Consider the following 22,809-nt stretch of genomic DNA (forward strand, 5'->3'; position numbering starts at 1 on the left):
TGGTTCAACGGATGCACGTTCACGAGATCGACTTCATAGTCGGATCCACGCCCCCATAAGGCAGCCCGAGAAACCTGATTTCCGGGAATCGCCCTTTATGGGAACCGGTCCACGGGCCCCGTCAATTCCGTGGACTCCCGCTGCACGAGAAAAGGAAAATACGTGCGAACATTGAATCCCCCTTCCCCCGCTCCGGCGAAGGCCCCGAGGAAACGCTCCTGGCTGACCGCGATCGCCGCGAAGTCCGCACTCGTCGTCGGTCTCTCCCTGTTCGGCGCCGGCGCCGTTATGGCGCCCGCCCAGGCCGCCAACCCCCACGAGCGCGGCCCCGACCCGACGGAGCGGAGCGTCACCGCGCTGCGCGGCCACCTGGACACCGACACGACCCGCGTCTCGTCCCTGGTGAGCGGTTTCGGCGGCGGCACCATCTACCACCCCACCGACACCAGCGAGGGCACCTACGGCGGCGTGGTGATCGCGCCCGGTTACACCGCGAGCTCGTCCTCCATGTCCTGGTACGGGCACCGCATCGCTTCCCAGGGCTTCGTGGTGTTCACGATCGACACCATCACGCGGTACGACCAGCCCAACAGCCGGGGCCGGCAGCTGGACAGCGCGCTGGACTACCTGGTCGACCGCAGTGACGTCAGGGACATGGTGGACGGCGACCGCCTGGCGGTCATGGGCCACTCCATGGGCGGCGGCGGCACCCTCGCGGTGGCCGACGACCGGCCGGAACTGCGCGCGGCGATCCCGCTGACGCCCTGGCACACCCAGAAGAGGTGGGGGAGCGTGCAGACCCCCACTCTGATCATCGGCGCCCAGAACGACGTCACCGCGTCGGTCCGCTCGCACTCCATCCCGATGTACGAGAGCCTTGACAGCTCCCTGGACGCCGCCTACCTGGAGCTGCGCGGTGCGAGCCACTTCGCGCCGAACGTCTCCAACACCACCATCGCGAAGTACAGCATCTCCTGGCTGAAGCGGTTCGTGGACGACGACGTGCGTTACGACCAGTTCCTCTGCCCGCCGCCCCGCACCGGTTTCGGCACCGACTTCTCGGACTACCGGGACACCTGCCCGCACGGCGGCTGAACCGTCTGACACTGACAAGGGCGGTGGCCCGGAGGGAACTTCCCTCCGGGCCACCGCCCTTCGTGCGCTGCCCGGGTCTGAGGGCCCCGGTGACCCGCCCTTCGCCGGTCACCTCCCCGTTCCGGTGGAGACGGGAGTCCGGGTCGGCAGGAAACGCCGCTGCCCCGGACTCGGCGCCGGAGCTCGGAGCTCGGAGTCGCAGGGTCGCACCGGTCCGGCTCGGCCATCGAGAGCACGGCCGCGGCCCCGAGTCCCTACAAACTCGTCCGATGCACCCCGAGGACGCTGCTCCGCCGGTCGAGCGATGCACGGGAGCCAGCCTGGCCTCGTCCCCGTCCCTGCTCGGCGGGGCACGCTCATCGTTGGGGCGGCACCGTGGTCGACCTCGGGTCCCGCGGGAGAACCCGGCTCCGGCTGGCCGCGGGCGAGGGGCCCGGCCGCAGGGAGCCTCGGTGAGGAGCAGGGCGGACCGGGCAGAGGGGTGCTCGAAGCGGACGGGTCAGGAGGCGGTCAGGACACAGTCCGCGCACAGGACGGCGGCCCGGAGGGATCCCCCCGGGCCGCCTGTCTGATCCTGCCCGTTAGTCGTGGAAGGGAAGGTCCTCCGGGGAGAGCCGCTCGAAGTCGACCTCTTCGATGGGGCCGCCCTCGCGGTCGGTCACCCGGGCCTCCTGAACCATCTCGATGTCGCCGCCCGACTGGTACTGGACGACGTAGACACCCTCGTGACCACCGTGGTCACCGTCGCTGGAGGCGAAGGGCGTGTAGCCGGGGCCCTGCCACTCCTGGGTCTCCAGGGCGTCGATCAGCGACTGACGGGTGAGGTCCTCGCCAGCGGACTTCAGCACCTGGGCGAACATGACGGCCTGGGTCATGCCGAACACGTGCGTGTTGGTGACGGGACCGCCGTCGCCGTACTCGTCGTAGACGGCCAGGAAGAACTGCGCCCAGTCGTCGTCCTCGTCCTCCACCCGCGGCATGTAGCTCGTGATGATCGTGTCGGCCAGGAAGGCGTCGGCCGGCACGTCCTCGGCGTCGGTGCCCTCGGTGAACGTCGAGAGCAGCGCCTGGAGCGTGGCGGTGTCACCGCCGATACTGGAGACCACCCACTGCGGCTCGTAGCCCATTCCGGCGGCCTCGAGCATGGCGAGCGCGACGAAGGCGGGGATGCAGGAGCAGACGATCACCTCGGCCCCGGAGTTCTCCATCTCGGCCATCTGCGAGCTGAGGTCGGGGACCTCGGACTCGTAGTGCTGCCGGGCGACGACCTCGTCGCCGAGGTACTGGTCGAGCCCGGCCTGGGAGTCCACGCCGATGTCGTCGTTCTGGTAGAGGTAACCGACGTCCTGGCCGGCGAAGTTCTCGGCGATGTACTCGCCCTGGATCTTGGCTTCCTTGGTGTAGTCGGTCTGCCAGCCGTAGGTGAGCGGGTGCTCCTCGGTGTTGTTCCAGGCCAGGGCACCGGAGGACGGGAAGATGTCCGGGACGCCCTCCTCGTTGAGGTAGTCGAGCACACCACTGTGCGTGGGCGTGCCCAGACCTCCGACCATCGCGAAGATCTCGTCCTCGATGACCAGCTGACGCGTGACGTCGATGGTCTCGGAGGGGTCGTACTTGTCGTCCTCGACGCGGTAGTCGATCTGCCTGCCGTTCACGCCGCCCTGGGCGTTGACGTACTCGAACACGGCCGCGGCACCCTGGGAGACGGCCATGTATCCGGGCGCGGCGGGGCCGGTGAGGGGCTGGTGGGAGCCGATGACGACGGTGTCGTCGGTGACACCGGGAGCGACGTCCAGGTCGACGTCGGCACCCTCGCCGACCTCGCCCGCTCCGGAGCAGGCGGTGGCCAGCATGGCCAAGGCAAGGGCCGAAGCCAGGACGGCTCGGGTTCCACTTCGCTTTCGCATGGTTTTCTCCTTCGTCAGGGGGGATTAAGAAGAGTTGCTGTTGCGGGCTCGGAGCCGGGCTCTGAGGCTTTGGAGTGCGCCGTGGACCCCGAGGGGCCAAAAGCGCAGAACGAGGATGAGAACGATGCCGAAGAACACGATCGGAAGGTTGTTCTCGGCGTTACGGGTCAGGTCCATGGCCCGGGCCAGGTCCCTGGCCCAGATCTCCAGGTAGACGATGGCGATCGAGGCCCACAGGGCACCCCACAGGCTGCCGATGCCGCCGAGGACCAGGGCGGCGAGCAGGGTCAGCGAGAGCACCAGGGTGAAACTGCTGGGGGTGACGGTGCCGAGCACGTACGCCTGGAGGCCGCCGGCCAGGCCGCCCGCGGTGGAGGCGATCACGAAGGCGACCACCTTGGTCTTGCCGACGGGGATGCCGGCCATGGCGGCGGCGGTCTCGTCGTCGCGGATGGCGCGCATGCGGCGGCCCAGCCGTCCGGCGGAGATCGTGGCGAGCGCGGCCAGACCGATGACCACCGTGGTCCACACGACCAGGGCCCGCCACTCGCTGGTGGAGACGATGCCGTCGAGGAAGGGCGGGGCCCCGGCGGTGCGGATGTTCAGTCCGTTGCTGCCGCCGAAGACGTCGTGGTAGCGGTGCGCGAGCCCGGGCAGGCCGACCGCGAGGATGAGTGTGGCACCGGCCAGGTAGGGGCCGTGCAGGCGCGCGGTGGCGGCGCCGACCACGACGCCCGCCGCGATCGAGACCGCGACGATGATGAGGAGGTTGGCGGCCAGCGGCAGCATCGGCTGGTGCAGGACGAGCAGCGCCATCGTGTAGGCGCCGATCATCATGAAAGCGCCGTGGCCCAGGGAAACCTGGCCGGAGCCGCCGACCAGCAGTTGCAGCCCCGCGATGGCGAGCATGGTGTAGCCGACGGCGGCGACGCGTAGGGCGGTGAGGTCCCCGGTGGCGAACAGCAGACCGGTGACGGCGGCCAGCCCGAGCGCAGCCAGCAGCAGGTGCCGGGCGGGCAGCGGCAGCGCGCCCCACCGGGAGGTTCGGGGCAGCCCGGGCGGAACCGTTCCGGAGCCGGAGCTGGTCGAGCGCTCTTCGCGCTCGGTGGTGGGCGAGGTCATGTCTGGCTACACCTTTCGCGCGGTCGGTCGGGACAGGATGCCGTCGGGGCGCACGCTCAGGACGATGACGACGATGGCCAGAGCGGCCAGGGTCGCCAGTTCGGGGCCGACGTACCCGGACACGTAGGACATGCCGAGGCCGATGAGCAGGCCACCGATGACGGCCCCGAAGGGGTTGTCCAGGCCGCCGACGACCGCCGCGGTGATCCCGAAGACGAACACGACATCGAAGACGTTCGGGGAGATGAACGGCGGACCGGCGAGCATGCCCGCCAGCGCGCCGATGAGGGAGGCGATGCCCCAACCCGCGGTGAGCATCAGGCCGACCTTCACGCCGCTGAGGCGAGCGGCCTCGGGGCGGAAGGCGGCGGCGCGCATCCGCAGGCCGAGCGGGGTGAACCGGTACAGGGCGAACAGCAGGAGGGCGACCACGCCCACGGAGGCCAGTGCGAACACGTCAGAGGGCGCGAAGCGGCCCACGTAGCTGAACGCGTACCGGAAGCCGTGCTGCTCGTTGCCCCAGATCATGCCGACCCCGCCCTGGACCACCAGCAGGATGCCGAGGGTGACGATGATGGCGTTGAGCTGGGAGGTGCGGGCGATAGGCCGGACGATCACGCGTTCCACGAAGGCACCGACCAGCAGACCGGTGGTGAGGGCGGCGGCGAATCCGATCCAGTAGGAGCCGGTGAGCTGGGTGACCGTGTAGGCGGTGTAGACCGACAGGAGCGCGAGGGCAGGCTGGGCGAAGTTCACCAGCCGGGTGGCCTGGTAGATGATGACCAGGGACAGCGCCAGCGCCGCGTAGGCCGCCCCGGACGCCAGCCCGTTGAGGGTCAGGGTGATGAAGTAGTTCATGGGGTCTCCCTCAGAAGCCGAGGTAGGCGTGGCGCGTGCGGTCGTCGGCCAGGAGTCCGTCGGAGGGGCCCTCCGCGGCGACACTCCCCTGGTTGAGGACGTAGCCGTGGTCAGTGACGGACAGGGCCCCGGCGGCGTTCTGCTCGACGAGGACGACGGTGAGCCCGGTGCGGTCGCGCAGGTCGCGGAGCAGGGTGAAGATCTGCTTGGTGACCAGGGGCGCGAGGCCCAGTGAGGGTTCGTCGAGGAGAAGCGCCTTGGGCCGGGCCATGAGCGCGCGGCCGATGGCGAGCATCTGGCGCTCACCGCCCGAAAGGGTGCTGGCGGTCTTGTTCCGGCGTTCCACCAGGGGTGGGAACAGGTCCATGACCTCGTCGAACGTAGTGCGATCGCGCCGGTCGGAACGCCACAGGGCGCCCAGGCGCAGGTTCTCCTCCACGGTGAGTTCGACGATCACGCCGCCGCCCTCGGGGACGTGTGCCAGGCCTCGGGTGATGACCTTCTCGGTGGGCAGGCGGGTGATGTCCTCGCCCGCGAACAGGACCTTGCCCGAGGAGGCGCGGTGCAGTCCGGTGAGGGTGCGCAGCAGGGTGGTCTTGCCCGCGCCGTTGGCGCCCAGGACGGCGCACAGCCCGCGTTCGGGGATGTCCAGGCTGACGCCGTCGAGGGCTCGGACGGCTCCGTAGGAGGCGCTGAGGCCCTGGACGCTGAGGAGGGACTCGGCGGTCAGGGGTCCGCCGTTCCCGTTGGTGCCGGTGCTCGTGGCGGCCGGGTTGTTCATCGGAGCGCTCCGTTCCCGTTGCCGTTGCCGAGAGAGGGGTCGACGACGGCGGGGCCGCCGTCCGAGGGACCTTCGTCGGCGGGTGTGCCCAGGTAGGCCTGGGTGACGGCGGGGTCGGCCTGGACCTCCTCAGGGGTCCCGGAGGCGATGACCTTGCCGAAGTTGAGGACCACGATGTGGTCGCAGACCTTCATGACCAGGTCCATGTGGTGTTCGACCAGGACGACCGCCATGTGCTGGCTGAAGCCGCGGATCTGGTCGGCGAGCGTGTCCATCTGCTGACCGGAGAGGCCGCTGGCGGGTTCGTCCAGGAGGAGGAGTTCCGGTTCGCTGACGCAGGCGCGGGCGAGGGCGACCTGTTTCTGCACGCCGTAGGGCAGGGTGCCGGGCAGCCGGAGGGCGTACTCGGCGATGCCGAAGCGCATCAGGGTGGCCATGGCCCGTTCCTTGAGCTCCTGCTCGTCGCGGTGGTGCCGCCCGAACCCGCTGATCAGCGAGAACGCTCCGCCTTTGGCGGTGCGGTCGGCGCCGACCATGACGTTCCAGATGACCGGCATCATCGGGAAAAGGTTGAGGCCCTGGAAGGTGCGGGCGATCCCGGCCTTGGCCAGATGGTGGGTGCGCTTGCCGGGTGGCGGCGCGCCCTTCCAGGAGATCTCTCCCTTCGTGGGGCGCAGCACCCCGGACAGGACGTTGAAGAGGGTGGTCTTGCCCGCTCCGTTGGGGCCGATGAGGCCGACGACGGAGCCCGGCTCGACCTGGAGTCCGACGTCGTCGAGCGCGGTGAGCCCTCCGAAGCGCACGGTCACCCCGTCCGCTCTCAGGAGATGTTCCGGTGCGGTCGTTGTCATGACTGCCTTTCTCGCGGTAGCGACCAGAGAACCCGTACCGACCAGTTGGTATGACTGAGTGGAAAAAGCGCTGTGGATCAAGGGCGATGCTGATGTGGGGACCGTCCGCCTCGTCGCGGCCGACCCAGGGGGATGTTTCAGTTCAGTAGGCGTGCCAGGTCCACCCGGGACCTGATGTTGAGCTTGCGGAAGATGCCCCGCAGATGGTGCTCCACGGTGCGCGGGCTGATGAACATGTGCGCAGCCACCTCCCGGTTGGTCGCGCCCTCCGCCACCAGCCGCGCGATCTGCTGCTGTTGGGCGGTCAGCTCGCCGGTGGAGGGTGTCTCGGGGCCGCGGTCGGCGGTCCCGATGGCGCGCAGCTCGGCGCGGGTCTGTCGCACCCACAGCCGGGCGCCGAAGCGCTCGAAGGTCTCCAGCGCGTTGTACAGGTGCTCGCGGGCCCTTCCGGGTAGGCGGGCCCGGCGCAGGTGGGCACCGAAGAGCAGCTGGGTGCGTGCCTGTTCAACGTCGTCGTCTCCGCAGACCCGGTGCAGGGCCAGCGCGGCCTCGAAGTGGTCGGCCGCCTCCTCGCCCGCGGCGAGCAGGCCGTCCCCGCGCGCGGCCAGGGCCAGCGCGCTCGGGCTCTCCACGGCCTCGGCCCAGCGCCGGTAGCCGGCCTGGGAGGTGCTCGCCCATTCGGTCTCACCGGTGCGGACGGCGGCCTCCACGAAGTGCGGCGCGGTGAGCAGGCGCATGGTGGGGTGCCCGTGACCGGGGCCGGCGTGTACCAGGGAGCGCAGCCGGAAGAACGCCTCCGCGGCGTTGCCGCGGGACAGGTCCAGGACGGCCAGAGCCCAGGCGGCCAGCGCCGAGGGCAGGCCGAGGCTGTTCTCCCCGGCCTGGGCGGTGACGGCGCGCGCCCGGATCCGGCAGGTGTCGACGTCGCCTTGGATGGAGGCGATCATCGCGAGCGAGGCCAGGTGCTGGGTCGCCCAGATGGACTGCCCGGACTCGCGGGAGGCGCGCAACCCGGCCAGGGCGGTACCGGCCGCGGACGGGAATCGGCCGCTCCAGAACTCGGAGAAGACCAGGAAGGCCAGAGCCGAGGGGACGAACGCGTGCTCGCCTCGGGAACGGGCCGCCTCCACCGCACGGGAGGTCACATTGCGAACGAAGGGCGCGTCGGCCAGGCGCAGGCCGCTGATGCCCGCCCACACCATCTCCGAGGGCGCGGTCATCTCGTGCGAGAGGCGGACGGCCTCGCGCAGCAACGGGGTGGAGTTCACGTAGTCGCCCCGGAAGGAGATCGTGCACCCCTCCAGATAGTTGGCGGCCAGCCGCATCGGAGCCGGGTCGTCCGGGCGGACCAGGGGCACGGCGAGTTCGGAGGCCTTGGCGTGCCGGACCGGGTCACCGGCGTAGGAGGCGCTGTCGGCGGAGCGGACCAGCGCGCGCAGGGCCAGGTCGCGGTCGTGCGGAACGAGGTCGCTACCCACCGCGTACAGGCGTTCGGCGGCGTCGATCGCGTTGGAATCGCGCATCTCGAACTCGGCCTCGATGAGAGCGACGATGGCCCGGCGCCGGTCCGACACCGCGAGCGGCCGGGCCTGGCCCAGCAGTCGGGCGGCGCGCGCGGAATCCCCGGCCAGGTAGGACTCGAAGGAGGCGGTGGCCAGGCGGCAGGTGCGTTCGTCGGGGTCGGGGGTGAGGGCGGCGGCGCGCTCGTTGGTGAACGAGGCCGGCATCGGGCCCTCCAGGCGCTTGGCCCGCCTGGCCGCGGCCGCGACCTGATCGGCGAGGTCGGCGTCGGGGACGTCGGCCCCGCAGGCGGTGTGCCGGGCGAACTCGACCGGGGCGTACTCGCGGTCGGTCACCGCGGCCAGGGCCCGGTGGGCCTCGCGCAGACGCCCGGCGGGGGTGCCCTGGGCGACGGCCTCACGTAGCAGGGGATCAACGAAGACCAGGGTGTCGCCGTCCACGCGCACCAGGCCGCGCTCCTCGGCGGGTTCCAGTTCCGTCACGGACAGGTGCGGGCCGTCGGCGGCGTCGAGCAGCAGGTGGACGCGGGGCTCGGCAGCCAGGGCACCGAGCAGCAGGATCTGCCGGGTCCGCTCGGGAAGCTCTTGGTACGGGGCGAGCTGGGCCGCCCGCAGACGCCCGGCCAGGGGCAGGGGTTCAGGAAGGGCCTGGTCGCCCTGGACCTGCTCCGTGGTCAGGGCCGCGAGGAAGCCGAGGACGGCGGCCGGGTTGCCGTGGGCGGCGCGGACCAGGGCGGCGCGGACCGAGGAGGACAGGTGGGCGGGGGCGCGGTCGGTGAGGATGTCGTGGATCGCGCGGTCCTCCAACGGGGCGAGGACCTGCTCGGCGACCCCCGGAACCAGAGCGGATCCGGGGCCCTCCCCCGCGGCGAACACCGCGACGACCCGGGTGCCGGTGAGGCGGCGGGCGGCGAAGGCCAGGGCGGCGAGGGAGGCATCGTCGAGGAGGTCGGCGTCGTCCACGCACAGCAGGAGGGGCTGCTCGGCGCTGACTTCGGAGAGGAAGTCGAGAAGGGAGGTGTAGAGCGCGAAGCGGTCGGTCTCGGCGACGCCGCCCCGGGTGAGTGCCGCGCACAGCAGCTCGCGTCGGGGTTCGGGAAGCCGGTCCAGGGCCGGTTCCACCGGCCGGAGGAGGCGCTGGAGTCCGGAGAGGGGGAAGTCGGCCTCGTCGGTGACCCCGGCCATGTGCAGGACGGTGAATCCACCTGCGGTGTTACGAGTGTGTTCGAGAAGGGTGGTCCTTCCTCGGCCGGGGCCGCCCGTGAGGATCACGGACGCACCTCGCCCGGACCTCGCGTCGCCCAAGGCTTCGGCGAGGATCCGCTGCTCAGCGTCCCGGCCCCGGAGGCGTACGCTCAGGGGCTCCGTGTACCGTTCTGTCACGTTGCTCACATTCGCACAGCGACACCCTGTTCCGGCAGGTCTGTGTGGGCACACTGGTCGTTTCACCGATACCCGCACGGAGTCACACACGGTACCCGCGCCAGGGGGCTCGGACGGCTTTCGGAGGGCCTCCCGGGAGAGGTGTTCCGGGAGTGGAACCCGTTGCCCACCTGCGTTTCCGTGCTCGGGAAAAAGTGACACCCATCACCCCGGCAGGACGGTGGCGGCACCCCCGACCGCCCCCGCACGCGTCCGGCCTGGTTATCAAGACGTAACGTGCGGGCAACACCTCACCCGCGAACCAGACAAATCACCCATAGAACTCTCTGGATAGTTTTTTGTCCTCTTCAGGACACTGTCGGTGACGTCCCCGGCCGGGATATCCAGTGCGGGACACACTGGATCGGACAGCCGGAGGACCCGCATGGAGAACCGCTCCCTGACAGCGGACGACCGACCCGTTCCCGTCGGCACCGCGAACCGACCCCTCACGTTCGGTGTAGAGGAGGAGTTCTTCGTCGTCGATCCCCGCACCCGCCGCATCCTCTCCAGAGCACCCGACGTCCTGGCCCGCACCCGGGGCCTCGGCGCCCACCTGTGCGGTGAGTTCACCGGCGCCCAGGTGGAGGCCAACAGCCCCGTGTGCACTACCGCCGAGGACGCCCGCTCCTTCCTGGTGACCGCCCGCGGCGAACTCCACCGGGCCGCCGCCGACGCCGGACTGGCCGTGGCAGCCACCGGCACCGTGATCCTCGGCGACCCCGCCGCCGCCTCCCTCAGCGAGGGCCGCCGCTACGCCGCCATCGCCGCCCACTTCGGCGCCCTGCGCGACTCCCACGTGGTCTGCGGCTGCCACGTGCACGTCGGCGTACCCGACCGCCCCACCGCCGTGGCCGTCAGCGACCACCTGCGCCGGTGGCTGCCCTTCCTCGTCGCCCTCTCCGCGAACTCCCCCTTCCAGTCCGGCCGCGACACCGGCCACGCCAGCTGGCGCACGGTCACCTGGAACCGCCTGCCCTCCTCCGGACCGCCGCCCCTGCTGCGCACCCTCACCGAACACGAACGCGCCGTCCGGGGCCTGGCCTCGACCGGAGCGATCCTGGACCGGCACATGGTCTATTGGGACATCCGCCTCTCCGACCACCTGCCCACCCTGGAAATCCGGGTCGGGGACGTGGCTGCCACCGCCGAGGAGGCACTGCTCTTCGCCACCCTCACCCGAGGGCTCACCACCCGGGCCCTGACCGACGTACGCGTCGGCGCCCCGGCCCCCGCCATCAGCGCCCCCACCCTGCGCGCCGCCGTCTGGCGAGCCGCCCGTGAAGGTCTGGAGGGCGTCGTCCCCGACCCCCTGACCGGCGAGGCGCTGACCGCGAGCGCCGCGATGGAACGGGTTCGGCGGGCCGCGTTACCCGGCCTGGCCGTCACCGGCGACACGGACCTGGTGTCCTCCCTCCTCGACCGCGTCCTGACCTCGGGCTCGGGCGCCTACCGCCAACGCGCCGCCTACGCCAAACGGGAACGGATGACCGACGTGGTGGACCACGTCCTCACCCAGACCAGGGAAGGCCTCGGGTAACCCGCGCGGGGCTGGGGTGGTGAGTGGGTTCTGGGCATGCTGAGGCGGGCGGAAGCGAAGCATCCCCCATACATCGAGAATGCGGGCCCGCCCCGGCACGCCACAAGTCGGGTATCCCCAGCCTGTGGAAAACCCCGGCGAGAGCGGGAGTCGGATGCTCCCGCCGGGGCTGGACTGGAATGAGGCAGCCCCAGGGCGTGTTCAGCGGATCATTCCGTGCTCGCGACCACCAGGCTGCCTCTCGCGGCGCCGAACACGCCCTAGGCACCGAGCCTGTTCCGTAGTTCGGTGGCGGTGGGCGGGTCGGCGCCCTCCCTGGTCACCGTGTGGGCCGCGGCGGTGGCGGCGAAGGACAGCAGGGCAGTCAGGTCCTGCTCGGTGAGTCCGGCCAGGCGGTTCCGGGGTTCGGGGCCCAGGCGGTCGTCCAGGTCCAGGCGGTGGAGGAGGGCGCCCATGAAGGAGTCCCCCGCGCCCACCGTGTCCACGACTTCCGCCTCCGGGGCGGGAACCGAGGCCGACACCCCGTGGGAGAGGGCGAAGGCACCCTTCGCCCCCAGGGTGACCACGACCAGGGCGGGGCCCAGCGCCGCCAGGGCCTGGGCGGCGTCTTCCGGGCTGCGCCCCGGGTAGAGGAAGGCGAGGTCCTCGTCACTGGCCTTGAGCACGTGGGCCTGGGCGGCATGCCGCAGGGCCAGGGCTCGGGCCGCGGCCGGGTCGCCGATCACGTCCGGGCGGATGTTCGGGTCGAGGGTGACCGTCACCTGACCCCGGCCGTGCTCGCGCCGCAGCAGGGCCTCGACGAGGGAGGCCCCCGGCTCCCGGAACAGCGCGATCGAGGCGGCGTGTACCGCCCTGACTCCGGGCTCGAAGTTCTCCGGGAGCTCGCCTGGCTGCCACCGCCAGTCCGCGGCGTCGTCCATACGGAAGTCGTACCGCGCCGCCCCGTTCCCGTCCAGGGTTGCCAGGGCCAACGCGGACGGTTCCTCGGCGGCGATCAGGCCGGACGGGTCCAGCCCTTCGGCCAGCAGGCGGGCGCGGATCATCTCACCGAACCCGTCGGAGCCGATGCGTGCCAACAGCCGGGTGGGCAGACCCAGCCGGGCGGCGGCCACCGCCGTGTTGGCCGGGCCGCCGCCGGGCGCCGCACGCAGGACGTCGGGGCCGTGCCGGGTGGGCAGGAGGTCCATGACGTTCTCCCCGACCACCACGAGCCGTGCGGGAACCTGGTCGCTCACGCGACACCTCCGTCGTTGTCGGCGGCGGGCAGGGCCGCCGCGATCGAGGGTGCGAAGCCCACCTGGGGCAGGAGTGTGGCCTGGTAGGCGTGGTAGACATCCGGTTTGCCCGCCCACACCGAGCCCGAGGGCTGGTTCGCGGGGTCGAGTTCGTGCCGCCAGCTACCGTGCTCGCGGTCCACGTGGAAGCGGTCGGCGTAGGACCACCAGCGGTCGTAGTGCTCGGTGTAGGCCGGGTCGCCGGTGCGCCGGGCCAGCGTCCACGCCGCCATGGTGGCCTCGGCGACCACCCAATGCATGCGCTGGCGTACCACCGGCTTGTCCTGCCAGTCCAGGGTGTAGGCGAACCCCTCCGCGCCGTCCACCTGCCAGCCGCGCCGGACGGCGTTGGCGAAGAGCTGTTCGGCGTCGGTACGCAGCCAGGCGGGGGCGGCCTCGCCCACGCGCTCCAAGGCGAGTTCGAGGTGCAGAAGCAGGCGGGCCCACTCCAGCAGGTGGCCGGTGGTGCTGCCGAAGGGCCGGAAGGGGTGGTCAGGCTGGTCCAGGTTGTAGTCCGGGATCGGCTGCCAGTCCGGGGTGAAATGCTCGGGCAGGCGCCAGTCGTGCGCGGCGGCCACCCCGTGCACCAGGCGTTCGGCGATGGCCAGGGCCCGCCGCGTCCAGCGGAGGTCACCGGTGGCGTCGGCCGCGGCCAGGAGCGCCTCCACCCAGTGCATGGCGCTGTTGGCGCCGCGGTAGGGCTCGGCGACGGTCCAGTCGGCGTCCCAGCTCTCCCGGACGCAGGCCGCTTCCTCCTCCCAGAAGCGTTCGTCGAACACGGTCAGGGCACGGTCGAGCAGCTCACGCGCGCCGGGCCGGGCGGCGAGGACGGCCGACGACGCGGCCAGGACCACGAACGCGTGCGGGTAGGCGGACTTGTGCGGCAGAGCTGTGCCGCCCCCCACTTGGGAGCGCTCCCGAATTGCGGCCGCGTCCCCGCCCTCGGGCACCTCGTCGAACCAACCCCCCAGCTCAACGTCGTACAGCGGCCCGGACAGCGCGGCCAGGCCGTGGTCGGCCAGCTCCGCCGCGCCCGGGTCGCCGCGCAGGTGCGCCAGGGAGAACACGTGCGTCATGCGCGCGGTGATCCAGGTCTCGGTCGGGCGGTCAGGTTCCACGCCGCCCTTGGCGTCCAGCCAGCCGAAGCCGTCGGAGACCGCGGCCCCCGCGGCGAAACCGACCAGGCGCCGCTCCTCCGCCTTCAACCAGGCGGGGCCGCCGGGGAGCGAATGTGTCGATGCGGTCAAACCAGTGCCTCCTCGGGAGTCGTTGCGCGCGTAACCGTATCCCGCGGCCCTCCCCCCGGGAAAGACCGGGGAGCCACCCGCGGCGGGGCTCCGACAGCCCCGGGACCGCACGTGACATTCATGACGATATATCTTGACCAGTTGCCACGGCTCCCCACCAATGGTTTGGTCTGACCAGGTCAGCGCGACAACACCCCTGTGTCCTGCCTGCCACACGGGCGCCGCGGCGCACCCACACCACACCACCGGGAACATCCAGGAGACAGACCAATGATGCTCGCCGCGGGGGAGACCCCCGTATACCTAGGCCCCATCGTGGCCCTGCTCGTCGCGGCAGGACTCATCGGGGCTCTCTTCGTCCGGTTGAAGGTCGTGCCCATCGTGGGCTTCCTCCTGGCCGGCGTCCTCATCGGCCCGCACCAGCTGGGGGTGGTCGCGGACGAGAGCCAGGTGGAGGCCGCGGCCGAGATCGGGGTCATGCTGCTCCTGTTCACCATCGGCGTGGAGTTCTCCATCGCACGCCTCGCCAGGATCAAGAAGTTCGTGCTCGGCGGCGGAACGGTCCAGGTGCTGCTGACCACCGCCGTCGTGACGGTGCTCTGCGTGCTGTTCGGGGTCGACTGGCGGGTCGGTGTCTTCACCGGGTTCCTCGTCGCGCTCTCCTCCACGGCGATCGTACTCAAGGTGGTCGCGGCGAAGGGGATCACGCAACAGCCGGTCGGCCAGGCCTCGGTGGGCACCCTCATCCTCCAGGACCTCGCCATCATCGTGATGGTCCTGTTGATCCCGATCTTGGGCGGCCAGAGCGAGGGCGTGTGGGACATCGTCCAGGCCCTGGGGACCGCGGTGCTGGTCCTGACCGCCGTGATCGTCATCGCCCGTAAGGTGATGCCGCCGCTACTGGAGCGGGTGGCGCGCCTGTGCTCCCCCGAGATCTTCCTGCTGTCCATCGTCGCCATCGCGCTGGGCGTGGCCTACCTGACCTCTCTGGCCGGGGTCAGCGACGCCCTGGGGGCCTTCCTCGCCGGCATGGTACTGAGCGAGTCCCGGCACAGCGCCCACGCGCTGAGCGAGGTCATGCCGCTCCAGATGATCTTCAGCGCTGTCTTCTTCGTGTCGATCGGCATGATGCTCGACCTCGCCGTGCTGGCCCAGCTGTGGTGGATGGTCCTGCTGGCGGCGCTCGCCGTGGTGGTCATCAAGGTGGCCACCACCTACACGGCGGTCTCCGTTCTGCGAGTGGGGGCGCCGACAGCGGTGGGAGCGGCCTTCCTCCTCGCCCAGATCGGCGAGTTCTCCTTCGTCCTCCAGCAAGTGGGCGCCGAGTACGGGCTCAGCCCGGCCGGGCTGGGCGCCGACGGGGACCAGCTCCTCGTGGCCGTCACCGTAGTCCTCATGACCGCCACCCCCGCGCTCGGCGCCCTCGGCGAGCGCATCGCCAAACGGATGGGGCAGCGACCGGCCCCGACTGGGAACCAGGGCAGCCAGGAGCACAGCGACGCACGGGACCGCGTCCTGGTCTCCGGCTGGGGCCCGGTGGCCCGGAACCTCGCCGCCTACCTGCGTTCGAACAACGTCCCGGTGACGGTGACGACCCTCAACCCGGACCTGGCGGCCCAGGCCGAAGCGGAGGGACACACCGTCGTCCGGGGGGAGTCCACGAAGACGAGCGTCCTCCACGAGATCGACATGGACCGGGTGAAGCTGATCGCAATCACCGAGCACACGGCGGAGGAGGCCACCCACACCGCTCACATCCTGAACGGGGTCGCCCCCGGCATCCCGATCGTGGTGCGGCCCCTGGACGCCCCCGATGTCCCCGGCCTGTACGAGGCGCACGCCGCCCGGGTGGTGGACACCCAGCGCGCGGTCACCGAGCCGCTGGGGCGCGCGGTCCTGGACCTGCTCGGCATCGACCGCGCCGGGGAGTACCGCCCCGACCCCACCGTCATGTCCCTCTTCGCACCGGACCCCGGCTCCTCCTGCGCGCACACGGAGGGCCTCCAGCCCGTTCTGCCGAAGAGCCCAGGCTGCACCGAGTGCCTCCGGCGGGGCAGGCATGAGTGGGCCGACCTGCGCCTGTGCGCCGGCTGCGGTTTCGTGGGCTGCTGCGACAACTCTCCCGGCGCACACGCGCGTGCCCACGCCGAGGACAGCGGGCACCCGATCGTGACGTCCGTGGAACCCGGCGAGAGCTGGGGCTGGTGCTACCTGGACTCGGTCACGATCGAGCCGGACCGGTCCGAAGCCGGCGGGGCGTGATCCCGAGGGGGTGAGCTCCGCACCGGGCGGCGCTCACCCCCTCGGGGCCGTCCTGGCCCCCCGGTCCGCGGCGCGGCAGGTCCAGCGGATGTGCTCGGCGACGGTGCGGGGGTCGTCCGCCATCGGGATGTGCCCGGACCCGAGCAGGGACACCATGCGCGCGTTGGGCACCCGCTGGTGCGCGTGCTCGGCGCTGGAGGGCAGCAGCGTCCGGTCCCGGTCGCCCCAGGCGATGGTGACCGGGCAGGGGATCGGCCGCGGGGTGAAGTCGTAGTCGGCGATCCTCCGCACCATCCGCACATAGGGCGCGCCCGGTTCGAGACCCCGCACACCGAAGCGGGTCGCCTTGGCCTCCGGCGAGGAGGGGTCGCCGCGCAGGGCGATCCGGGCCGCGGCCCGCGCGGGCGGGGTGTCGGCGAGCCGTTCCTTGACCGGCATCGGGATGCGGGTGGCGAGGTTGGCCATCAGGCCCACCGTGCGCATGCCCCAGCGGGCGAGGTGGTCCGAGAACCCGGCCGGGGAGAACACCGTCACCGAGCCCGCGACCCCCTGGGCCCCGAGTTCCAGAGCGATGGAGCCGCCCAGGGAGTTGCCCGCCAGGTGCGGGTTCTCCAGGCCGTGCAGCTCGCAGAACTCCCGAATGACCCGCACGAGGCTGTGCACGTCGTAGGGTTCGTCCCGCTCCGGGGCCGGGGACGCCCCGAACCCCGGCAGGTCCACGCTGAGGACCTCGTAGTCGTCGGTCAGCCGGGGCGACACGGCCCGCCAGCACTGTCTGCGATCACCCAGCCCGTGCAGGAGCACCACGGGGCGGCCGCTGCCGTGTCGGTCGTAGGCGATGTGTCTGGGGTTCATCTCACCGGTCTACCCGAGCTATGCGCTCCGGCCGCCAACCCGAGCCACGAAACTAGACAAAAGGTGCACCCAGCTTGACCCTTCAGCTGACTCTCCGGCGGAGCCGTCCACACACTCGGGACGAACCCGCGGGGCCGCGGTCAGCAGCAGGCCCGACACCACGGCCACCAGGCCCAGCACCGGGGCCAGACCGAAGCCCAGACCGGCCACCGTCAGGGCCAGCAGGCCCCCGCCGATCAGCGCCGCGGCGGCCAGCACCCGGATCAGGCCCGGGTCGCCCCGCAGGACCTTCGGCGGGTTCTCGAACCGCACCGCCCAGTGGGCCAGCGGCAGCAGCAGCGGCAGCAGGACCGCCACACCGAGCACGCCCCACAGCAGCCACAGCCCGGTCATCGGGTCGGGCGTGTTGATCCCCAGGCCGTACACCACGACCCCGGCGACCGCGGTGATCGGCAGCATGTGCCACAGGTACACGGTCATCAGCTGCGGGGAGACCCAGTCCAGCATGCGCGCCGGCCCGGGCCGGTCCGACCACGCGGCGATCCGGTCCCGCAGCAGCACCGCGATGCCCACCTGGACCGTGCCCAGCGCCGCCAGCACCAGGGTCGGCGGGGCCACGTTCGAGGTCTCGGCGGCGAACACACCGGTCATGTTCAGCGAGTAGGGGCCCGCGTAGACCAGGACCACCGCGACCACGGCACCGGCCGCGGCCATCCACCCCGCGTGCACCCGGCGGATCGTACCGGTCGCGTAGTGGAAACCGAGCTGGTGGACGGCCAGCCAGACGAACGCCACGTTCAGGAAGCCGAACGCGTCCACCCCGAACCCGTACCGGCTCAGGTCGACGACGGCGGCACCGGTGAGCAGCGCGGCCGGAACCCACCAACCGAACCGCTCCTGCGCGGCCGCCAGCACCGGCGTGGCCACGACCACCAGCACGTAGGCGGCGAGGAACCACAGCACCATGCCCGCGGCGCCCGCGCCGACCAGGACCGGTTGCGCGGGTGCGCCGCCCAGGACCGCCAGGTGCGAGACGAGGATCCACACCACGGCGAGCGGGACCACCGGCCATGCCAGCCGCCGCAGCCGCTTGGCCCACCAGACCGAGGCCTTCTCGCCCCGGGCCGAGGCCGAGCGCCAGCTGATCAGGTTGGCGGCGCCGCCCACGAAGAAGATCAGGGGCATGACCTGGGAGACCCAGGTGAGCGCGAACCCGCCCGGGGTGCTCAGGACGCTGGTCGCCGCGAGCTCGCCCTCGGGCTGCACAGTCAGCACCGGCAGCCACCAGTGCTGGACGACCACCAGGACCATGACGAACAAACGCAGGGCGTCGAGGAAGCGGTCACGACCGACCACCGGTTTCGGCACGGCGCGTACCGGAGCCTTGAGGAGGGCCGTGGTCGGCGGTCGGTCCCCGCCTGTGGGCTCGACGGTCAGGGTCATAGAGTTGTCGCTCCTTGGTCTTCCCGGTCTCTGGGAGGCGGCCATGCACACAGCGGTGCTGAGGCCGTGATGACCGGGCTGTGCTGACCTGTGGGGGTTTCGACACGTTTCCCGGCGTCTGCCCTGTTCACGGGCGTTCACCGGCACGGATCCCGAGCGGTGACGGGTCGCTGTTAACGACCCTAGGCGCAGGGTCAAGGGGGTGCGAGGGCGCTGGGTACCCTCTCGTCCCGGCGGTCTGCCCACCCCTGGAAGGTGGTGCCTGCACTACCGGGGCCCCTGGTTCGCCTGTGGTACAGGGGTTGCCGCCGCCCCGGCAGGGGCCGGGGGCGGGTGCGGCGGGGTCAGCACGCGGTGACCGGAGTGCGCCGATCAGGGCGCGGTGGGCAGTGCGCGCTTGTGAGCGGTAACACCGTAGCGGTCGACGAGGGTGCGCGTCACCTGGTCGGAGACGGGCAGGCCCTCCAGGAAGTCGTCGATCTGCTCGTAGGTCAGCCCCAGCGCGTCCTCGTCGGGCTTTTGCGGGGTGAGCGTCTCCAGGTCGGCCGTGGGCACCTTGTGCACCAGGTCCTCCGGGGCGCCGAGCTCGGCGGCGACCGCGCGCACCCGGCGCTTGGTCAGGCCGGTCAGGGGCACCAGGTCCGCCCCGCCGTCGCCGTACTTGGTGAAGAACCCCGTGACCGCCTCGGCGGCGTGGTCGGTACCGACCACCAGGCCGCCCAGTCCGCCCGCGACCGCGTACTGGGCGATCATCCGCTGCCGGGCCTTGACGTTACCAACCACGAAGTCCTCGGCAGCGGCATCCTTGTAGGTCATGCCGCCCTCGCCGAGGGAGGCCGCCATGGCGTCGGTGGCCGGACGCACGTCCACGGTCAGGCAGCGGTCCGGGGCGCCGAACTCCACGGCCCGGGCGGCGTCCTTCTCGTCCTTCTGAACTCCGTAGGGCAGGCGCATGGCCACGTACTCGGCGTCGTGCCCGGCCTCGCGGGCCCGGTCGACGGCCAGGCGGCACAGGCGACCGGCGGTGAGCGAATCCACACCGCCGCTGATCCCCAGGACCAGCGCGCGGGCACCGGTCGTGGTGAGTCTCTCGGCGAGGAAGGCCACGCGGCGCTCGATCTCGGCCTCGGCGTCGAAGCGCTCGGGGACTTCGAGGTCGCGGATGATCTCGCGGCGTTCCTGGCTCAGCTCGGTCTCGGTCACGTGCGCTCCCTGCGTGTGGTGCATGTGCCCCCGATTATGACCTGTGCCGGGGAGGGACCAGGACTCCGGCCTCCGGCCACAGCGCTCCGGTCTCAGGGCTCAGGACTCCGAGCGCAGTCTTCGGGCGAACCGCTCGTAGTCCACCACCAGGCCGTCGCCGTCCACGGACAGCCGGTACTCGCCGTGCAGGGGGTCCCGGTAGGTGTACCGCTCCAGGCCGTCCTCGGCCGGGTGGCGGGTGTAGCGCTGGCGGACGCGGCGGATGCGCAGGGAGGGGATGTCGATCCACGCGACCGCGATGTCCCGGTGCTCCCCGGGCCGCAGGCCCAACCGTCGGATCGGGAGGGTGTTGGTGAGGGGGGTGGCCGCGACGTCCACGTCCAGGCAGCCCACCAGTTCGGCGAGGGGGTTGCCGTGGGCGTCGGCCCAGTGGCCATCCTGCGCCCGGAGGGTGACCGATTCCAGACCGGAGGCGGAGAGCACCTCGGCGCGGACCTCCCGGGTCGTCCAGGCCAGGTCCGTGCGGACGGTGAAGCGCGTGAAGAAGCGTTCCTCCCCTTCCACCACGGTCTCCCCCGCCTCGAGCCGGTGGCCGTCCGGTTCGGGCAGGAGCGCGCCGAGCCCCAACCCCTCGGGGACGTCGATGCGGGTCCAGGCTGCCGGGTGTTCCGTCAGTGACGACATGTCACCGTTCTACCGCTACGAGCGCCGGGGACGCCAGGGCGCAAGCGTGCCCGTGCCGAACACGACACGGGCACGGCGAGCCGTTCGTCACAGGGTCCGCGGCTCGCCCCTGGTGAGCCGCGGACCCTGTCCGGCGGAGTCAGGAGGCCTGCTTTGCCTCCTCGATCTCACGGACGACCTTGTCGAAGTCATCCGCCATCTGCGGGCTGACCCGACCGAGCCCGTTGAGGGCAAAGATCGCGACGAAGCTCAGCACGATGGCCGGGAGCATCGCGTACAGGCCGATGCCGAGGTAGGCGCTGTCGACGATGTCCCAGACGATCGCGGTGGCACCGCCGGCGATCATGCCGGCGAGCGCACCGACCCAGGTCATCCGCTTCCAGAACAGGGCCAGCAGCAGGACCGGACCGAAGCCCGCACCGAAGCCCGCCCAGGCGTAACCGACCAGATCCATGACGGACTGGTTGCCCCACAGCGCCACACAGGCGGCGATCACGGCGACAGCGACCACCGTGCCGCGGCTGATCCAGAGCAGCGACCGGGGCGCGGCGTCCTTGTCCACGAAGGCCTTGTAGCCGTCCTCGGTGAGCGCCGACGCGGCCACCAGGAGCTGGGAGTCGGCCGTGCTCATCACCGCGGCCAGGATGGCGGCCAGGAGGAGACCGGCGACCAACGGGTGCGTCAGGGCCTCGATCAGGCGCGGGAAGACCTGTTCCGGGGAGTCGAGCGGGGTGTCGAAGTAGGCGATGCCGATGAAGCCGACCAGGACAGCCAGGGCCATCGCGGAGACCGCCCAGGCCACACTGACGAACCCGGCCTTGGGGATGTCGGTCACCGAGCGGATGCCCATGAAGCGGGCCAGGATGTGCGGCTGGCCGAAGTAGCCGAAGCCCCAGGCCAGACCGGAGACGATGACGACCCAGCCCAGGGTCTCGGTGTTGATCCAGGCACCGGCGTCGCCGTCCAGGGACATGCCGCCCATGGCGGACAGGAGACCGTCGCCCTTGTCCGTGACCCCTTCCGCGAGACCGCCGAACCCGCCCATCGCGGTGATGGCCAGAACCGGGACCACCAGCAGGGCGGCCCACATCATGACGGCCTGGATCACGTCCGTGTAGGAGACGGCCAGGAACCCGCCGAGCACCGTGTAGAGCACGACGATGCTGACGCCGATCACGATGGCGGGGGCCGGGTCCAGACCGAAGACCTGGTCGAAGAGGGCCGCCATGGCGACGAGGCCGGACGCGACGTAGAAGAAGTAGAAGACGATGATGAGGACGGCCGAGACAGCGCGCAGGGAACGGGACCGGTCCTCGAAACGGTTCTCCAGGAACGAGGAGAGCGTCAGCGAATCGGACTCGCCTCCGGAGCGGGAGTCGGTGACCCTCTCGGTGTAGACCCGAAGACGCGGGGCGATGAGAATCCAGCTGCCGGCGAACCCCGCCGCCAGCCCGACCGCGATCCAGGCCTCACCGAGGCCGGAGACGTAGATGGCGCCCGGCAGGCCCAGGAGCAGCCAACCGCTGAAGTCGCTGGCGTTGGCACTCAGTCCGGCCACCCAGCTGTTGAGCTGCCGTCCGCCGAGCACGAAGTCAGACTGTGAGACGGTCCGCCGGTAGACCCACAGTCCGATGGCCACCATGACGGCGAGGTACACGCCGAACGTTGCGACTGACGCGAGCATGGAGTTGTTCACCAGTCCCCTCCCTTCCTTCGAAGCGCGTGATCTGAGCCTTACGCGCAGTTTGTCCAGAGGAGGCCGATCATCACTCCCCGCGATCCGGATCACAATGCCCTGTGCGCGGAAAAACACCCTTTTGAGACCCGGCCGAGTTCTTGACCAGGCACTATTGGCCGACCGGCCATCGCCGCGAGGGTCCTTTTGTCTGATCGGACATACATTACGTCCCGTGATCGGATGTGTTTCGAAGGACGAGAAACGGATGGTCCGGGAAGGAAACGTTCGGAAGTGCTCCGGCGCTGTCACCCCGCGGGCGCCCGAAGGGATCAGCCGAGCAGTTCCCGCAACCGCCGCTCCGCACCCTCCAGGTGCTCGCCCAGCGCCCGCCGCGCCGCCTCCGGATCGCGTTCGCGCACGGCGCGGACGATCCGGCGGTGCTCGCCGTCGCTGGCCGCCAGCCCCGCCTCGGACAGCGGCACCACGTCCATGAGCTGATTGATCCGCATCCGCACGTCCGTGAGCGCGGCGGCCATCCGCGTGGAACCGGTCAGCTGGGCCAGGGTGATGTGGAAGACGGTGTCGCAGCGCCGGTAGTCGGCGGTCCCGGCCTCGGCCGCCACGCCCGCGCGCCGGTCCAGGAGGTCGCCCTGGGCTCCGGTGAGCCCGGTCTCGGCCAGCCGGACCACGGTGCCCGTCTCCAGTCCGCGCCGGAAGGCGAGGAGGTCCTCCAGGACGGTGCCGGTTTCGCTGAGCTCACGGCGCGCCTCCTCCGGGGTGGGCCTGGAGGGCAGTCCCGCGACGAACGTGCCGCCGCTCCGGCCGCGCCGGGACTCGACGTACCCCTGGCGTTGGAGGAGGCGGATCGCCTCGCGCAGGGTGATGCGGCTGACGCCCAGACGGGCGGCCAGATCCCGTTCGGCAGGGAAACGGGCGCCCGCCGGGACGACGCCGAGTCTGATGGCGGACATCAGCCGCTCGACGGTGACCTCCAGGGCGTTACCGGCCTGGACCGGGCGGAAGACCGCCTCGGCCGCGGGATCGCAGGGTGGGACCACGGGGCCAGC

General features: G+C 71.2%; 17 protein-coding genes. 3 read left to right on the forward strand and 14 right to left on the reverse strand.

The features are described from left to right. Window positions 1-162: 162 nt before the first annotated feature. Entirely contained in the window at window positions 163-1,095 is a 933-nt protein-coding gene (locus D457_RS0102985; protein ID WP_026116275.1) for a dienelactone hydrolase family protein, read from the forward strand. A gap of 581 nt (window positions 1,096-1,676) precedes the next feature. On the opposite strand, the gene D457_RS0102990 is transcribed toward D457_RS0102985, so the two are convergent. From D457_RS0102990 to D457_RS0103015, 6 genes are all read right to left on the reverse strand, one after another. Beyond that, a complete protein-coding gene (locus tag D457_RS0102990) occupies window positions 1,677-3,002 on the reverse strand; it encodes an ABC transporter substrate-binding protein (protein WP_026116276.1) in 1,326 nt (441 codons plus the stop codon). A gap of 24 nt (window positions 3,003-3,026) precedes the next feature. Beyond that, on the reverse strand, window positions 3,027-4,124 hold the full coding sequence (locus tag D457_RS0102995) for a branched-chain amino acid ABC transporter permease (protein ID WP_017579157.1): 1,098 nt from the start codon (window positions 4,122-4,124) through the stop codon (window positions 3,027-3,029). Between the two features lie 6 nt (window positions 4,125-4,130). Next, window positions 4,131-4,982, reverse strand: a complete 852-nt coding sequence (locus D457_RS0103000) for a branched-chain amino acid ABC transporter permease (protein ID WP_017579158.1) — start codon at window positions 4,980-4,982, stop codon at window positions 4,131-4,133. Between the two features lie 10 nt (window positions 4,983-4,992). Continuing rightward, window positions 4,993-5,712 (reverse strand): ABC transporter ATP-binding protein, encoded by a 720-nt coding sequence (locus tag D457_RS0103005; RefSeq protein WP_026116277.1) that lies wholly within the window; start codon window positions 5,710-5,712, stop codon window positions 4,993-4,995. Between the two features lie 47 nt (window positions 5,713-5,759). Next, window positions 5,760-6,614, reverse strand: coding sequence for an ABC transporter ATP-binding protein (locus D457_RS0103010; RefSeq protein ID WP_017579160.1), 855 nt, complete (start codon window positions 6,612-6,614; stop codon window positions 5,760-5,762). A gap of 137 nt (window positions 6,615-6,751) precedes the next feature. Continuing rightward, window positions 6,752-9,526 carry a LuxR family transcriptional regulator gene (locus D457_RS0103015; protein WP_017579161.1) on the reverse strand — a complete coding sequence of 925 codons (2,775 nt, stop codon included), beginning with the start codon at window positions 9,524-9,526 and terminating at the stop codon, window positions 6,752-6,754. A 415-nt stretch (window positions 9,527-9,941) separates the two neighbouring features. On the opposite strand from D457_RS0103015, the gene D457_RS0103020 reads away from it, so the two are divergent. Continuing rightward, the gene (locus D457_RS0103020) at window positions 9,942-11,096 is read left to right on the forward strand and encodes a carboxylate-amine ligase (protein ID WP_017579162.1); all 1,155 of its coding nucleotides are present in this window, start codon (window positions 9,942-9,944) and stop codon (window positions 11,094-11,096) included. Window positions 11,097-11,356: 260 nt separating this feature from the next. On the opposite strand, the gene D457_RS0103025 is transcribed toward D457_RS0103020, so the two are convergent. Both D457_RS0103025 and D457_RS0103030 read right to left on the reverse strand, forming a co-directional pair. Continuing rightward, a complete protein-coding gene (locus D457_RS0103025) occupies window positions 11,357-12,331 on the reverse strand; it encodes a carbohydrate kinase family protein (RefSeq protein WP_017579163.1) in 975 nt (324 codons plus the stop codon). Continuing rightward, window positions 12,328-13,617 (reverse strand): AGE family epimerase/isomerase, encoded by a 1,290-nt coding sequence (locus D457_RS0103030; protein WP_017579164.1) that lies wholly within the window; start codon window positions 13,615-13,617, stop codon window positions 12,328-12,330. Before D457_RS0103030 ends, D457_RS0103025 begins: the two co-directional genes overlap by 4 nt. A gap of 270 nt (window positions 13,618-13,887) precedes the next feature. Here D457_RS0103030 and D457_RS37425 point away from each other — a divergent pair, with 270 nt between their 5' ends. Next, window positions 13,888-15,879: a cation:proton antiporter domain-containing protein gene (locus tag D457_RS37425; RefSeq protein WP_017579165.1), complete on the forward strand. Its 1,992-nt coding sequence runs from the start codon at window positions 13,888-13,890 to the stop codon at window positions 15,877-15,879. Window positions 15,880-15,912: 33 nt separating this feature from the next. Here the strand turns inward: D457_RS37425 and D457_RS0103040 are convergent, their stop codons facing one another. The 6 genes from D457_RS0103040 to D457_RS0103065 form a co-directional block, all read right to left on the reverse strand. Further along, window positions 15,913-16,734: an alpha/beta fold hydrolase gene (locus D457_RS0103040; protein ID WP_017579166.1), complete on the reverse strand. Its 822-nt coding sequence runs from the start codon at window positions 16,732-16,734 to the stop codon at window positions 15,913-15,915. An 18-nt stretch (window positions 16,735-16,752) separates the two neighbouring features. Next, window positions 16,753-18,177 carry an acyltransferase family protein gene (locus D457_RS0103045; protein WP_017579167.1) on the reverse strand — a complete coding sequence of 475 codons (1,425 nt, stop codon included), beginning with the start codon at window positions 18,175-18,177 and terminating at the stop codon, window positions 16,753-16,755. 372 nt (window positions 18,178-18,549) lie between these two features. Then, entirely contained in the window at window positions 18,550-19,380 is an 831-nt protein-coding gene (gene nadE / locus D457_RS0103050) for an ammonia-dependent NAD(+) synthetase (RefSeq protein ID WP_017579168.1), read from the reverse strand. 99 nt (window positions 19,381-19,479) lie between these two features. Continuing rightward, on the reverse strand, window positions 19,480-20,064 hold the full coding sequence (locus tag D457_RS0103055) for a putative glycolipid-binding domain-containing protein (RefSeq protein WP_017579169.1): 585 nt from the start codon (window positions 20,062-20,064) through the stop codon (window positions 19,480-19,482). A 139-nt stretch (window positions 20,065-20,203) separates the two neighbouring features. Beyond that, window positions 20,204-21,748 carry a sodium/proline symporter PutP gene (gene putP / locus D457_RS0103060; RefSeq protein WP_039830946.1) on the reverse strand — a complete coding sequence of 515 codons (1,545 nt, stop codon included), beginning with the start codon at window positions 21,746-21,748 and terminating at the stop codon, window positions 20,204-20,206. A gap of 323 nt (window positions 21,749-22,071) precedes the next feature. Then, window positions 22,072-22,800 carry a FadR/GntR family transcriptional regulator gene (locus D457_RS0103065; RefSeq protein ID WP_017579171.1) on the reverse strand — a complete coding sequence of 243 codons (729 nt, stop codon included), beginning with the start codon at window positions 22,798-22,800 and terminating at the stop codon, window positions 22,072-22,074. Window positions 22,801-22,809: the final 9 nt, after the last annotated feature.

The organism is Nocardiopsis valliformis DSM 45023, assembly GCF_000340985.1.
GTDB classification, from domain to species: Bacteria; Actinomycetota; Actinomycetes; order Streptosporangiales; family Streptosporangiaceae; genus Nocardiopsis; species Nocardiopsis exhalans.